Source organism: Streptomyces vastus (assembly GCF_039532825.1).
GTDB lineage: Bacteria > Actinomycetota > Actinomycetes > Streptomycetales > Streptomycetaceae > Streptomyces > Streptomyces vastus.
Window position 1 is genome coordinate 22134 of the sequence record NZ_BAAASJ010000045.1, and the last position, 14588, is coordinate 36721.

At 71.1% G+C, this 14588-nt stretch carries 9 protein-coding genes; all 9 read right to left on the reverse strand.

Annotated elements, in window-relative coordinates:
* Window positions 1–2: 2 nt before the first annotated feature.
* From ABD357_RS23530 to ABD357_RS23570, 9 genes are read right to left on the reverse strand one after another with little or no spacing between them, the layout of a single operon-like run.
* Window positions 3–1319 carry an O-antigen ligase domain-containing protein gene (locus ABD357_RS23530; RefSeq protein ID WP_425584969.1) on the reverse strand — a complete coding sequence of 439 codons (1317 nt, stop codon included), beginning with the start codon at window positions 1317–1319 and terminating at the stop codon, window positions 3–5.
* A 13-nt stretch (window positions 1320–1332) separates the two neighbouring features.
* On the reverse strand, window positions 1333–2871 hold the full coding sequence (locus tag ABD357_RS23535; protein WP_344392678.1) for a right-handed parallel beta-helix repeat-containing protein: 1539 nt from the start codon (window positions 2869–2871) through the stop codon (window positions 1333–1335).
* Window positions 2872–2880: 9 nt separating this feature from the next.
* The gene (locus ABD357_RS23540; protein WP_344392681.1) at window positions 2881–4866 is read right to left on the reverse strand and encodes a heparinase II/III family protein; all 1986 of its coding nucleotides are present in this window, start codon (window positions 4864–4866) and stop codon (window positions 2881–2883) included.
* Entirely contained in the window at window positions 4863–7052 is a 2190-nt protein-coding gene (locus tag ABD357_RS23545) for a bi-domain-containing oxidoreductase (RefSeq protein WP_344392682.1), read from the reverse strand. Before ABD357_RS23545 ends, ABD357_RS23540 begins: the two co-directional genes overlap by 4 nt.
* A gap of 19 nt (window positions 7053–7071) precedes the next feature.
* Entirely contained in the window at window positions 7072–9006 is a 1935-nt protein-coding gene (gene asnB, locus ABD357_RS23550) for an asparagine synthase (glutamine-hydrolyzing) (protein WP_344392685.1), read from the reverse strand.
* 3 nt (window positions 9007–9009) lie between these two features.
* The gene (locus ABD357_RS23555) at window positions 9010–10569 is read right to left on the reverse strand and encodes a Wzz/FepE/Etk N-terminal domain-containing protein (RefSeq protein ID WP_344392687.1); all 1560 of its coding nucleotides are present in this window, start codon (window positions 10567–10569) and stop codon (window positions 9010–9012) included.
* A complete protein-coding gene (locus ABD357_RS23560; protein ID WP_344392690.1) occupies window positions 10566–11933 on the reverse strand; it encodes a Wzz/FepE/Etk N-terminal domain-containing protein in 1368 nt (455 codons plus the stop codon). The genes ABD357_RS23555 and ABD357_RS23560 overlap by 4 nt, the downstream gene beginning before the upstream one ends.
* Window positions 11930–13210: a glycosyltransferase family 4 protein gene (locus ABD357_RS23565; protein ID WP_344392691.1), complete on the reverse strand. Its 1281-nt coding sequence runs from the start codon at window positions 13208–13210 to the stop codon at window positions 11930–11932. The genes ABD357_RS23560 and ABD357_RS23565 overlap by 4 nt, the downstream gene beginning before the upstream one ends.
* Entirely contained in the window at window positions 13200–14528 is a 1329-nt protein-coding gene (locus ABD357_RS23570) for a nucleotide sugar dehydrogenase (protein ID WP_344392693.1), read from the reverse strand. Before ABD357_RS23570 ends, ABD357_RS23565 begins: the two co-directional genes overlap by 11 nt.
* Between the last annotated feature and the right edge of the window lie 60 nt (window positions 14529–14588).

Consider the following 14588-nt stretch of genomic DNA (forward strand, 5'->3'; position numbering starts at 1 on the left):
GGTCACCTCCGGGCCCATCGCGGGATACGTCGTTGACGGGCTGCGGGCGCGGTGACGGGCGTGGCCGTCCTGAGGTGGCCGGGCGTCGCGAGGGGCGTGGCCGCGGCAGGTGTCGCGAGCAGCGAGGCGGCCAGGGCCAGATGCAGCAGATACGGCGAGGCGTCGCCGAGGCCGGCCTCGGTGTAGGACGAGATCGCGACATAGCTGATCAGGAAGATCGCGCAGGCCCTCGGCAGCGACGGTGGTCGCAGCAGGGCGACGCCGGCAAGGATGACGAGGATCGCCGCGACGAGGGTGACGCCGATCAGACCCTGCTCGTTGTAGACGGCCAGCCAACTGTTGTCGATCGGCAGCCCGCCGAACGACTTGTCGCCCAGGCCCATGCCGAACACCTGCTCCGCGGTCGACCGGGGCGCTGCCAGCAGGGCGTCCCAGACCTTGGCCCGGCCGGTGAGGCTGGTGAAGTACTCCTTGCTCTGTCCGCGCAGGAACCACGCCTGGAGCGCGGAGGCGAACCCCACCACTGCCACCGTGGACACCAGCACCGCCCAGGCGAAGAACCGGCGCGCGGCGGCGCTGGTCAGGACGAGCGAACCGATCGCCAGCACAAGGCCGATGAGCATGCCGACCGTGGCCGTGCGGGTGTGGGTCAGCGCGAGCAGGACGAGTGACGGCACGATGACCATGGCCGCGCTGCCCCCGGTGGTCCTGCGACCCAGCACGAGCAGCACAGTGAGCCCGATGATCACTGCGGCGTACTGTCCGATCTGCGGCGGGGTGAGCGGCCACAACGCGCCGACAAGCCGGCCCCCGTAGGTCTCGGGCAGGGCCGCGCCCGGTGAGATGACCAGGCCGGCGGCCGCCGTCATGAGCACCACGAAGTACATCCGGATGTGGTGCCGGACGAACGTCAGGCTGCCGTCCCACCATCGGCTGAGCAGCCACAGCGTGCCGACGAAGAGAGCAAGGCGGGCGCAGCGGAACAGCGCGCCGTACCCGACCTCCAGGTTCGCGCTGGAGATCATGCTCGGCACCAGCAGCAGGGTGAGCAGGAACAGGAAGGCGCCGGCCCGGATGCGCAGCCGGAGATTGAGCGCGAGCGCCAGTGAGAACGCGGCGACCAGCGCGCCCATGGTGACCATCTGGATGAGGGAGCGGGGCAGCGTGACGATGGTCTTGGCCCCGGCGGATCCGAGCGTGTTGAGGCCCAGTAGCGCCCAGACGATCCCGACGGCCTTCGGTGTGCCGGCAGGGCGCGGTTCGGCGCCGGGCTGTGTGCGCGCCGTTTCCGGTCCGACCGGCAGGACGCCGTGCTTCACGTTCCCGTCCACATCAACCACCGGCCCGTGGGGCGAAGGTGCTGCCCGCGTCCTGCCGGTACGGTGTGCCCTGCCACTGCCCGGAGTCGAGCTTCTGGTCCGTGTCGACCGGCGTGAAGTTCCACGGTCCGCGGTAGACGTTGTCGTGCCAGCGGTTGTGCTGCTTGTGGGTGATCGCCTCGGCCACCCGCTTGCCCTTGTACGGCGACCAGTCCGGATAGGTGCCGTAGTTGGAGAGGACCGCCATCCGGGCGCATGTGTCCGTGCACTTGACGACGGACGTGTCCAGCAGGAACTGGTTGTCGTGGATGTCCACCCGCTGGGTCTTCCACCGGCAGTCGGCGTAGAGCGGCGCGGTGGCGATCGCCGGCTTCGCACAGCGCTTGGTGTCCTTCACCAGCAATGTGCAGTAACCGGTCGAGGTGTTGGCCGGGCTGTTGCAGAACCGGTCGGCGTTCTCCCACAGGGTGATCCCGTTCCAGTTGTTCTCCAGCACGTTCCGGTAGATCTCGATCTTGTCCGTGCGCGCGCGGATCCGTGGTTCGCCGCCGGCCTCGGACACGTAGATGGTCGCGTACGGGAAGTTGTCGCCGCGCTCTGCGTACTTGCGGCCCTCGACCCAGTTGTTCCGCCGGATCGTGTTCTTCCGGATGACCGCGTTGTAGCTGGTCTCGTACATCAGCGCGGCACCGGCGTTGGCTTCGAGCAGGTTGTCCTCGATGAGGAAGTCGTTGTTGTTGTTGTCCGCCCACAACCCGGCCCCGCGGTTGTCGTGCACCCAGTTGCCGCGTATCTCGGCGCCGTTGACGGCCCAGAACTTGATGCCTCCGGTGCAGCCGCAGCCCGGCTTCTTCCGCTCCCAGTCGTCGGTGTTGTTGCCCACGATCTCGTTGTCCTCGACCACCAGGTCGCGGATGGAGTCGCCGGTCTTGTACGCGTTCATTCCGTACTGTCCGTTGTTGCGCAGACAGCTGGCGCGGACCTGCTGGCGGGCACCGCCCATCAGCCCGCCGCCGGAGTTGTACTGGATCTTCGCGTGCTCGATCACCCACCCGTCGGCCATGTCATGGTTGACCACCCCCTCATCGGGCGGCGCGACAAAACGCTGCACGGTCAGGTAGCGGATGGTGACGTCGGGGGCGGTACCGCTGAATGCGTAATTGTTCTTCTTCCCGCCGTCGAGCACCGCGCCCGGCGCGCCGAGGTAGCGGTTCCCCTTCTTGGTGATGACCTGGGCGTAGCGGTCCGGCTCGAGCCTGTGCTTGCCCGGTCGAAGCCAGAAGGTGGTGCCCGGGGGGCTGCTCTTGGTCTTCTCGGCCAGGTCACCGACCACCCCGGGGTCGACGGTCACCGCGCCCGCCGGCGCTTTCGCCGGCCCGGCCGCGGGCTTGGCGCACACCCGGGCCACGGACGCGGAGGGCGCCCTGGACGCGGAGGACGCATCGGTCGGCTCCGCCTCGGTGTCCGGCGTGCTCGTACAGCCGGTCGCCGCCAGCAGGACCACCGCCAGCGGCGCCGACGAGCTCGCCCAGTTCCGCCACTTCATCCCCACGCGTCCTCCCTAGCCCCGGAACCTGAGCACGGTGGTGAAGCCCTCCGCGCCGTCGGCGAATCCGGTGCCGACCAGCGTTGTCGAGGGTTCCTTGCGCCCGAATCCGGCGGAGTACCAGCCCAGCGGCGGATCGGTCCCGCCGCGATGGGCCTGCCAGTTCAACTGCCCGGGCAGGTCGAGCACTGCGGAGCGCTCCTCGCCGTCCCGCGTCCAAGTGAGCACGGCCCGGCTGTCCGCCAGGTCCGCGGCGATCGCGGGGCCGAGGTGGAACGCCAGCCGCACGGCCCGGCGCAGGCCGTGCCGGCCGCGGACCTCGTCGACGATCCTCAACTCCCGGCTCGCGGCCGTCAGTTCCACCCGGCGGCGGTGCACGGAGGGCTGGTAACCGTCGTGCTCGGCGCACCAGCGGACCGTCCCCCCCTCGGAGGCGCCGGATGCGTCCACGGCCAGGACGCGGCTGCGGGCATGCCGGGTCCACAGGAACGGGCCGCCGGAGACGGACTGGTCACCGCCCTCCAGTTGGAGGGTGTTGTGGCCGAGGGTCGAGCGGAAGTACCGCCGCCATTCGGGCTGCCCGTGGTAGCAGTACGTCCCCGGGTCGGCGAGCACGTCGACCCCGTCGTGCCGGACCTCCACGGACAGCGCGTCCGCGTGGGCGTGCGCGGCGATGGACAGGAAGCCGTGCGGTCCGCCGTCGCAGCGGCACCAGATCTCCTCCGGGCCGCGCAGGATGGTGAGCCCCGCGTCGGCGAAGTGGGCCGGTCGGCTGGCCGGGCGCGTGACGACCGGTGCGGTTCCGTTTTTCGCGTACGGCCTGATGAGCGCGGCCAGCAGCGGGGTGCGCACATCGGTGCCGGTCACCGCCGGCCACCAGGCGAGCCGGCCGAACACGGCGCCCCCGGTGGCCAGCAGCGAGCCCCAGCGGTCGGTGCCCGCGCCGTCCACGACCAGACCGTGCCCGTCGTCCGCGTCCCCCTGGCGCGGCGGCCGTAGCCGGCTGTCCACGACGGCCGCGAGCGCGTCGGTCATCCGCAGCAGCACCAGCCGGATCGACGCGGGGACCGGCCTGCCTGCGGCATCCGCCTCGGCCACCGCGGCCAGGCCCAACTCCAGTACGAGCCCGTGGTATTCGGTGGCCAGCTCGCGGTTGAGGCCGGAGTGGAAGGTGTTGCCGCGCAGGTGCCGCTCCAGCGACCGCAGCGCGTCGGCTCGCCAACGCGCCGATGAGGGGAACCACCCGAACGCGCAGGACGCTGCGAACTGCCCGGCGGCCTCGGCGATGACGTGGTTGTTCGCCGAGGACCCCCGGCTGGGGAAGGCGGCCAGCCAGCGCTGGTGGTGCCAGATCTGGTTCAGCGCCACCGGGTTGTCCTCGAACAGGCCGGCCGCGCCCGGCCAGCCGTCGAGCAGCCGGCGGACCCACACCCAGGACAGCAGCCGGATCCCCAGCTCGATGCCGCTGATCCAGTGCACGCCGCGCAGCGGTGGGTTGGCCGCCCACCACGACCGCAGGTGCTCGGCCACGCGCTCGGCGTACCGCTCGTTCCCGGTGATCGCGTAGGCGGCGGCGAGCTGGGTGAGGTACTGATGCCGGGACAGCTCCCAGATCTGCTTGATGTCCCCGACCGCGTCCTCGTTCCGGTACGGCACGTCGAAGGCGTAGCCCCACGGAGCCCGGCGCCCGGTCTTCGGATCGCACCACCAGTCCGGGTCGGCCAGGTCGTCGCGGACCACCCCGAAATACTCGACGTGCCCGTACATCAGCCGGTCCGCCTCGGCGATGAGACGTTTCGCGGCGTCCGGAGGTATCGCGGCGATCGTCCCGGCGGGCAGTACCGCGGTGAACCGGGCGCCGGTCACGCTCGGGCAGTTCGGCCGCGCCGACCGCCACCGCCGCCTGCGCACCGCGTCGCCCACCCGGCCGCCGACCTCCCGTGGTCCCATCCGGGACAGCCGCCGCAGGTACCAGCCCGGACTCCCCGAGCTCACAGTCATCGCGCCCCCGCCAACGTCACGGGCGCACCGCCGGACAGGCCGGCCTGCACGGCGAGAGTGGCCGCCGTGGTGGTGACCAGCGACTCCAGCGGCACCGGCATCGGCCCGCCGGTCCTCACGGCCTTGATGAACGCGGCCAGTTCGGCGTTCTGGCCCTTGTCCCGGGCCTTGGGAAGGCGCGAACTGACCCACCGCTTGCGCGCATACACCGAGGCCCGGACGAAGTCGTCGAGCCGCAGCACCTTGCCGTCCGCGACCAGATCCAGCGTCTCCTTGGGGAAGCCGGGCGCGCCGGTGGTGACGTAGCTGATGGTGGCGGTGGACCCGTCCGGGTAGCGCAGCACGACCTGCAGGTCCTCGTTGCCGGACGCGGCGACCGCGTACACCGATACCGGGTCGGCACCGAGCAGCCAGCTCGCCGTGTCGATGAAGTGTCCGCCCTCGCCGGCGAACCGCGAGCCCTCGCTGCCCTGTTGGAGGTACCAGCTGCCGTGCTGCAGCCGGCCCGCGTTGACCAGGTAGCGCAGGCTCGCTGGACCGGTCCGGGCGCCGAACCGCTGTCTGGCCTCCCGCAGCAGCGGCGCGAACCGGCGGTTGAAGCCCACCTGCAGCCGGTCGTTGCCGGACTCCTCCACCGCCGCGAGCACGCCGGCCAGCTCGTCCTCGGTGAGGGCCAGGGGCTTCTCCACGAACACGGTCTTGCCGGCCAGCAGTGCTTTTCGGGTCAGTTCGGCGTGCGAGCTGTGGCGGGTGACCACGAACACCGCGTCGATGTACTTGTCGCCGAGCACGGCGTCGAGATCGGTGGTCGCCTCGGCGAAGCCGAACTTCCGCTGCGCGTTGGCCGCGGACAGCGCCGTCGTGGTGACGACGGTCGACAACTCGACGCCGTCGCGCTGTGCCAGGTGCGGCAGCAGCATCGACGTCGCGTAGTTTCCCGCGCCGACGAACGCCAGCCGCACCGGCGCCTTGGCGGACCGGGCCGGGGCGGACACTCCGCCGTTGCGTCGCACCGCGGGCACGGCCATCGCCGGGGCCTCCGCTTCCCCCGCTTCCCCTGCGTGTTCCGGGTAACGGAACAGCACGGCCACGGCCTTGAGGTCGCCGTCCTTCAGGCGCTGGTACGTCTCGACGGCGTCATCGAAGTCGGCGATGTGGGAGACCAGGGGCTCCACGTCGACGCGACCGAGAGCGAGGAGATCGAGGAAGCACGCCAAATTGCGGCGCTCGGTCCAGCGCACGTAGCCGATCGGGTAGTCCCGGCCCTCGAGCTCGTACTCCGGGTCGTAGCGCCCGGGGCCGTACGAGCGGGAGAACCGGACGTCGAGTTCCTTCTCGTAGTACGCGTTCCACGGCAGGTCCAGGCGGCACTTGCCGATGTCGACGACCCGGCCGCGGTCCCGGCTCAGCTTGGCGGCCAGCTCGACGGGCTGGTTGCTGCCGCCGCCGGCGGCCAGGTACACCTGGTCCACGCCGTGCCCGCCGGTGAGCTCGGCGACGGTGGCTTCCACGGCCGCGGACGCCGGATCGCCGCAGGCCGCGGCGCCCAGGCGCTCGGCCAGCTCGCAGCGCACCGGGTCGGGGTCGACGCCGACGACGCGGACTCCCGAGGCGGCGAGGAGCTGTACGACCAGCTGCCCGATCAGCCCGAGGCCGATGACCAGTGCCACTTCGCCGAGCTGCGGTTCGCCTTGGCGGACGCCCTGCAGCGCGATCGACCCGACGGTGCCGAAGGCCGCGTGCCGCGGTGCGAGGCCGTCCGGCACCCGGGCGTAGAGGTTCTTCGGCACCCAGTTCAGCTCGGCGTGCAACGCGTGCTCGTTGCCGGCGCAGGCCACGAGGTCACCGACCGCCACGTCGTCGATCCCGGCGCCGACCTGCTCGACCACCCCGCACAGCGAGTAGCCAAGCGGCGTGTAGGAGTCCAGCTTGCCCATCACCTTGCGGTAGGTGGCGGGCACCCCGTTGGTGGCCACGCTCTGCATGACTTTGGCCACCTGGTCCGGCCGGGAGCGGGCCTTGCCCACCATCGACATGCCGGCCTCGGACACCTTCATGAGCTCGGTCCCGGTGGATATCAGCGAGAAGGCGCTGCGGACGAGCACACCGCCCGGCTTGCACCCCGGCACCGGCACGTCGAGCACCGCCAGCTCGCCGCTCTTGTAGTTCTGCACAACCTGCTTCACGCGAACTCCTCTGAATTTCCTAAGCCGTTAACCGAGTGCTCTGGCCGGACCCAGAGGTCGCGCCGCGGTACCAGTACTCGAGGGTCAGCACATGCCACAGATGCTTGGAGAAGTCCCGCTGCCCCGCGGCGTCCTCGGCGACCATCCGCGCCAGCGCGTCGCGGCGCAGGAGCCCGGAGCGGACGAGCTCGCCGTCGTTGACCACCTCGCGCACCAGCGGTGCCAGATCCCGGCTCATCCAGGCGCGCAGCGGGGCGCTGAACAGGCCCTTGGGCCGGTACACGATCTCCCGGGGGAGGACCGAGGTGGCCGCCTCCTTGAGGACGGCCTTGCCCTGCCGTCCGACGATCTTGCGATCGCCGGGCACGGCGAACGCCGCCTTGACCACCTCGACGTCCACATACGGCACCCGCACCTCGGTCGACGCGGCCATGCTCGACCGGTCCGTGTAGGCGAGGTTCAGGCCCGGCAGGAACATCCGGGCGTCGCCCAGGCACATGCGGTTGACGAAGTCGTCGAGGTCGTTGTCCTGGTAGATGTCCGCATGCTCGGTCAGCACGTCCTCGACCGTCCCGGCCAGGTCCGGATCGACCAGGGCGAGCAGCTCGTCCTGGTCGTACATGGTGTAGCTGCGCCGGAACGCGGTCTCCTCCGGCAGATCGGCGAAGGACAGGAATCGCTTCGCGAAGCGCACCGACCGGTACCCCCGACGGGCAGTGGCGACCGGCAGCCGGTCCACGGCCCTGGACAGCCCGCGCCGCAGGGGCCGCGGGACGCGCTGATAGCGCAGCGCGATCAAGTTGGCCAGGTGCTTGCGGTAACCGGCGAACAACTCGTCGGCGCCCATCCCCGAGAGCATCACCTTGACCCCGGCCTCTCGGGCGGCCGAGCAGATCAGGAACGTGTTGATCGCGGCGGGGTCGCCGATCGGCTCGTCCAGGTGGTACGTCATCTGCAGCAGCAGGTCGAGCACATTCGGAGCGATCTCGATCTCATGCAGGTCGACGCCGAACCGCTCGGCCACCTGCCGGGCATAGCGCAGGTCGTCCGGCATCGCCTCGAATTTGGCGTCCTCGGCGCGGAACCCGATCGTGTAAGCGGAGATCCCGGGTCGGTCGCGGGCCGCCAGCGCGGTCAGGTAGCTGGAGTCGAGGCCGCCGGAGAGGAAGGTCGCCACGGGTACGTCGGAGAGCAGGTGGCGCCGAGTCGACTCCTCGACGATGGCGGCTATGTCCGGCTGCTCGCCGGCCTGCGCCCGCTCCCGGCCCTCCGCGGCGACATCCTTGAGATTCCAGAACCGGCCGCGCTCCACCCGGCCGTCGGGCCGGAACCTCATCCAGCTCCCCGGCGGCAGCTTCTCCGCTTCGCGGAACGCGCAGCGCGAGTCCGGCACCCAGTAGTACAGCAGCGAGGCCACCAGTGCTGCGTGGTCCACCTCCAGCTTCCCGCCGGTCGCGGTGGCGAGCGCCTTGAGCTCGGAGGCGAACACCAGGCCCGCACCGCGCCGGAGCAGGAACAGCGGCTTGATGCCCAACTGGTCGCGGGCCAGCACCAGTTCACCTGTGCGCTCGTCGAAGATCCCGAACGCGAACATGCCGCGCAGCCGGGGCAGGCAGTCCGTGCCCCAGCGCCGCCAGGCCTCGAGGACCACCTCGGTGTCGGAGGTACCGCGGAAGCGCACCCCGGCGGCCGCCAGTTCGGCACGCAGCTCGGGCGCGTTGTACAGCTCGCCGTTGTACGTCAGGGCGAGGCCGCCAGAGACCATCGGCTGGGCGCCGGTCTCGGACAGGTCGATGATGGCCAGCCGCCGGTGCCCGAGCTGTACTTCGCCGTCACCGACGGGGTGGCCGTACCGGCCCGCCCCGTCCGGACCGCGGTGGGCGAGGGTATCGGTGAGCCGGTCGGTCACGACCTTGCCGTCCGGCCATCGGTAAGTGCCTGCGATGCCACACATGTCCTACCGAGCCTCCTGGTCGCCGTCCGGGCCCTGCGCGGCCCTCACCGGCAGCCGCTCCGTCCGCAGCCGGCCCTCCCCCACTGCCTGAACGGCGTGGGAGGTACCCCCACCGTTCTGCCGGGCCGGCCGCTCGTTCTGGCCGCGCAGCGCGGTGCCCAGCCCGTCCCACAGCGTGCCGTCGGTCCGGTCACGCGGATCGGGGTCGATCAGCACCACACCGATCACCGGAATGCGCTGGTCCGCGAGCTGCCGCGCCACGGTGTGCAGCCATGCGGCGCTGCCGTGCCCGACACGCACGACGAGCACGGTCTGAGTGCCGAGGCACTGGAGGTCGGTCCACGCAGTGCCGGGCGCGACCGAGCCGACACCGATCCGGCGCTCCTGATGCGACACGGCCGCGGCACGCTCGCCGCTGACCACGGTCGGGTCTCCCGGCTTCGGGCGGCGGCCTGCGAGCTGCAGGCCGGGCAGACCATCGATGATGACCACTGGCCCGTCCGCCGCCAGTGCCCTGGCGAGGTCCAGAGCGATCACGCTCGTGCCGCGCGCACAGCCCAGTTCCAGCAGCGACACCGGTTCGGCGGAGCCGCGCACGGTGCGGGCCAGGTGCGTGGTGAGCCGTTCGCGTGCCGCCCGGGTCCGTCGGCGCTGCCACAGCCTGCCCGACCGGCGGGGCAGCTCGGCGATGACCGAGGCGCCCAGGTTCGCCGCGATGTCCCGGCGCAGCACGGGGCGGTCCGCCACCACCGTGCGGACCGCGGCAAGGGCGAGCCCGACGACGAGCCCTAGGACGAGCCCGATCGCGGCATTGGTGACAGCGGCCTTGGGCAGGGAGTGCTGCACCGCGCGCGGCGCGTCCACGATCTGCGTGTTGGCGATGACCTTGGGCGTGCCGACGCGCGCCTCCTCGGCGCGTTGGTTGAAGTCCGCGATACGCGAAGTGAGTTCGGCCCGGCGGGCGAAGAGCGACTCGATGCTCGCCGACGCTTTCGGGTCGCTCTCCGTCTCCGGCGATCGGTCTTCGATGTCCTTGTTGACCTGTGCGAGTTCGTCCTGCATGCGGTCACGCTGGTCGAGCAGGGCCTTGGCCTCGGCCTCCGCGGTTTGCCGCATCCGCCTCACGTGGTCCGCGACGAACGCATCGGCCAGCGCCTTGGCCCGGGCCACCGCATCCGCGTCGCTTTCACCTGTCACATCGATCTGCAGCAGGTTGTTGGTCAAGCCGGTACCCCGGTAGTCCCGTATGAAGTCCTCAGGGTTTTCCGAGGACTTGAGGGACTGCAGGGCCTTGCCGGCGATCCGCGTGGTCCCCAGCAGTGCGACATCGGTGCGGATCAGCGTTCCGGTGTCGTTCGGCTGGTCCTCCCGGTGCGCGACCAGCACCTTGGTCACCGCGCTCGGCGGCGGCGGCAGCAGGACCGCCACCGCCGCGCCGGCCAGCAGCCCGAGGAGTGCCATGGAGCACCAGAGGCGGCGGCGCCTGCGCACCGCCACCACCAGCGCCTGCAGGTCGAAGAGCGGAGCGGCTGCCGACGACTCCGAAGTCGTGCTCGTCGTCACACCGAACCTCCCGTCGCGTGGCCGCGAACCGCGAGCGCCGGGGTGGCGTCGTCCGGAGGATGGCCGGCGGAACGCGTCGGACGGGCCAGCACCGTGCCGGCGACGACAATGCCGACTACCTCGTGCCCGCCGTCCGCACACGCCTCGGCGATGCCGGCGAGCTCCTCCGCGGTCCAGTTGCCCGGGCTGAGGACGACCAGGGCACCGGACTCGGTGCCGCGGTCCGGCACCGTCGGCCGGTCCACCGAAACCTCCACCACCCGCAGCAGCAGATCGCTCTCGGCCTCGGCGACGAGCTGCTCGGCGGCCCGGCGGGCGATCTCGTCGCCGTCCGGTACGACAACCAGCAGCCGCCGGGGGGCCGGCAGCTGGTTTCGGAGGCGAGCGCACACCCGCCGGTAGCGGATACGCCTGCCGGCCTCGTCACCGGACCTGAGCGGGGTCGGTATGTCCCACCGGGTGTCCACGCCGAGGAATCGGCGGATCCGGGCTCGTGGGCCCCCGCCTTCCCGCCGGTGCGCGCCCCGTTCACCGAGCACGTCGACGGTGGCGAGGACGGCCGAGCCCAGCGCCGCGGCGATCTCCGGTTCGGTGCGCGGCCGGCGACTCATCCGTGCGGCGGCGAGATGGCCGATGACCGCGACCAGGAAGAACAGCAGCGCCCCGGCGACGATGAGCTGCATCCTCGTCGGCGGCGCCTCGCCCGTCGGCCGGACCGCCGGCCCCATGACGACCATGCCGGCCTGGTTGGTCGCCGGGTCGGCCTCGTCCAGCTTCTTCATGGCCTCCTCCAGCGAGGTGCGCAGCTTCTCGAGCGTGGTGCGGGCCTGCACGCTCTCCACGGACTGCCCCGGATCGGACGCCCTGGCAAGGTCGGTGATGCGGCGGTTGGTCTCCTCCACCTTCTGCCGCAGCGCCTCGGGCGCCGTAGCCGCTTCGGAGTCGGTGCTGCCGCCCGCGATCCGCGCGGCGAAACCGACGAATTCCTTGGCCACCTGGTCGGAGAGCTGTTGCGCGCGCTCCGGGGTGTCGGCCGTACCCGAGATCTTGATGATGTTCCCGTCCGCGGCCTTGGCGCTCACTCGATCCCGCAGCTCGGTGCCGCTGACGCCGCTCCAGTCGAGAGCGGCGGCCACGCGGTCGACCACCGTCGAACTGGTCGCGATGTCCACCTGGGTCAGCAGCTCGCGCTCCTCCCACTGCCCCGGCAGCAGGACCGATGCCGACGCCGCGTAACGCGGCGGGAACACCACCGAGGCGCCGTAGCCGACGAGCGCGCCCACCACGGCGAGGACGGCGAGAAGCCGCCGGCGCCGCCGGAGAATCCGCCCGATCGTGGCCAGGCGGATCGTGTCATCGTTCAACGGCGCTGCCTCTTTCTTGTGCGGACCGGGTCGCCCGCCGACACCGGAATCTGGTCACGGCACGCAGCGGCATAGGCGGCGAGCAGCGATGCTTGCGAGTTCCGCCAGGAAAGCTGTCCGCTGATCCGCTCCTGGCCGATCTTGCCCATCCGGGCCCGCTTCTCCGGATCGTCAAGGAGCAGCGCGATGAGCCCCGCGAATTCGGCCTCGTCGTTGGCGGGCGCGTAGACGGCGGCGTCACCGGCGGAGACTCGCGCCTCCCGGAGGTCGAACGAGACGATCGGCCGGCCCATCGCCATGTACTCCAGGACCTTGTTCATGGTCGACACGTCGTTGAGCGGATTGCGCGGGTCCGGGGAAAGGCACACGTCCGCAGTGGACAGGTAGCGCACCAGTTCGGCGTCCGGAATGCGCCCGGTGAACTGCACCTGCTCGGAGAGCCCGAGCCGCCGGGACAGCTCCACCATCGCGTCGAAGGCGTCGCCGGCGCCGACGAACACCGCATGCCAGTCGGTCCGCCCCATCTCGTCGCGCAGCTTCGCGAGGGCCCGCAGGGCGTAGTCGACGCCGTCCTGAGGGCCCATGACGCCGAGGTAACACAGCAGATGAGGCTTGCCGCGCTTCAACTCGGGCTCGGGCGGCACCGGTTGGAACCGGTCGGTCTGGGGCGCGCTGCGCACCACGAACACGTCCTCAGGCCGCCGGCCGCCACGGCGCATCGCGACGTCCCGGTAGCTCTCGTTCGTGGCGAGGACGACGTCCGCGGCCCGGTAGGTCCGCCGTTCCAGCGCGCACACGGCGCGGTAGAGCAGATCTTCGCCGCGGTCGAACCGGGAGAGGTACAGCTCGGGTACCAGGTCGTGCTGGTCGAAGACGAACCGCGCACCGCGCCGCTTCAGCCACAGTGCCGGCAGGAACAGCAGGTCGGGCGGGTTGCAGGCGTGGACCACGTCGACCGGGCCGATCTTGCGGGCCAGCCGGGCCGTGTGCCACAACGCCGTTCCGTACTCCCGCAGGTAGCCGGCCGGCCCTCCGGTGGCCGCGCGCAACGGGTAGCGGTGGATCCGCACCCCGTCGATCACGGCCTCCGGCTCCGTGTCCCGCTTCTCCCCGCGGGGACAGATGACGTGCACTTCCCAGCCCGCGTCGCGCAGCGTCGTGCACTCCTGCCACACTCGCCGGTCGAACGGCACCGACAGGTTCTCCACCAGGATCAGCGCGCGTCGGTCCGGCCGGTCGCCGCCGGCTGTGTCATCAAACGATGTGTCACCAAGCAAGGCCCACGTACCCCGGTTCGGTCCGACGCGCCTCGGCGTCGGGAAGGCGGATGAGGTCGATGAGTACCGGGCCGTCGTCGCCATGGGGCAACGCCGACAGCACGGCCGGATCCCTGGTCCCGACCAGGCACACCTCGGCGTGCTCGAGCACCTCGTCGACGGAGTCCGCGAGCAGCTGCGCGAGGTGCGGCAGCCGGGTCTCGATGTACTCGCGGTTCGCGCCGATCAGCCGGGAGAGGCTCACGTTGGCGTCGTGGATCCGCAGGTCGTACCCCTTGCCGAAGAGTCTCTCCGCCAGCTCGACGAGCGGGCTCTCGCGGAGGTCGTCGGTGCCGGGTTTGAAGGACAGCCCGAACAGACCCACCCGGCGCTTGCCGGTGCGCTCGACCAGCTCCACCGCGCGCTGCAGATGGTCGGAGTTGGAGGGCAGTACGTGGGCGAGGATGGGCACCGAGACATCGGCCCGCTGCGCCGCGTAGACCAGGCTGCGCAGGTCCTTGGGCAGGCAGGAGCCGCCGAAGGCGAAGCCGGGCCGCAGGTAGGCGGGGCTGATGTTCAGCTTGCGGTCGGCCAGGAACACATCCATCACCTGGTGCGAGTCCACCCCGAGCGCCTGGCACACCGCGCCCAGCTCGTTCGCGAAGCCGATCTTGAGGCCGTGGAACGCGTTGTCCGCGTACTTGATCGCCTCGGCCGTCGGGACCGGCACCCGGAACACCTCGCCGGGCAGGCCGTCGTACAGCGCCGCCACCGCGTCGCCGCTTGCCGGGTCGAGCTCGCCGATGACGGTCTTGGGCGGGTCGAAGAAGTCCCGCACGCTCGTGCCCTCGCGCAGGAACTCCGGGTTGACCGCGACCCCGACGTCCACCCCGGCCGTGCCCCCGACGTACTTCTCCAGGATCGGTACCAGCAGGTTCAGGCAGGTGCCCGGGAGCATGGTGCTGCGGAACACGACGGTGTGCCGGCCCCCCTGCTTGGCCCCCTCGGCCAGCGCGGCGCCGATCTGCTCGGTGACCCGCTCCAAGTAGGTGGTGCACAGGCTGCCGTTGGGCTCCGACGGCGTGCCCACGCAGACCAGCGACACCTCGCTGTCCATGATCGCCTCGCGGACGTCGTCGGTGGCGCGGAGCGCTCCGGTCCGCACGACCTCGGCGATGAGCTCGCCGATCCGCTCCTCGACCACCGGGGCCTTGCCGTCGTTGACCAGGTCGACCTTCACCTGGTTCACGTCCACCCCGACGACCTCGTGACCCATGCTGGCCAGGCACGCGGCCGACACACAGCCCACGTAACCGAGCCCGAAAACGCTGACCCTCATGACGCGTCCCTCCCCCCAGGCAGGCCCTTGCGGCCTGCGGTCCGCGCGCGGGCGGGACCG

Bases quoted from the DNA above. Each gene is read 5' to 3' on its own strand.
- ABD357_RS23570 (WP_344392693.1), bottom strand. From the start codon at position 14,528: ATGAGGGTCAGCGTTTTCGGGCTCGGTTACGTGGGCTGTGTGTCGGCC.
- ABD357_RS23540 (WP_344392681.1), bottom strand. From the start codon at position 4,866: ATGACTGTGAGCTCGGGGAGTCCGGGCTGGTACCTGCGGCGGCTGTCC.
- asnB (WP_344392685.1), bottom strand. From the start codon at position 9,006: ATGTGTGGCATCGCAGGCACTTACCGATGGCCGGACGGCAAGGTCGTG.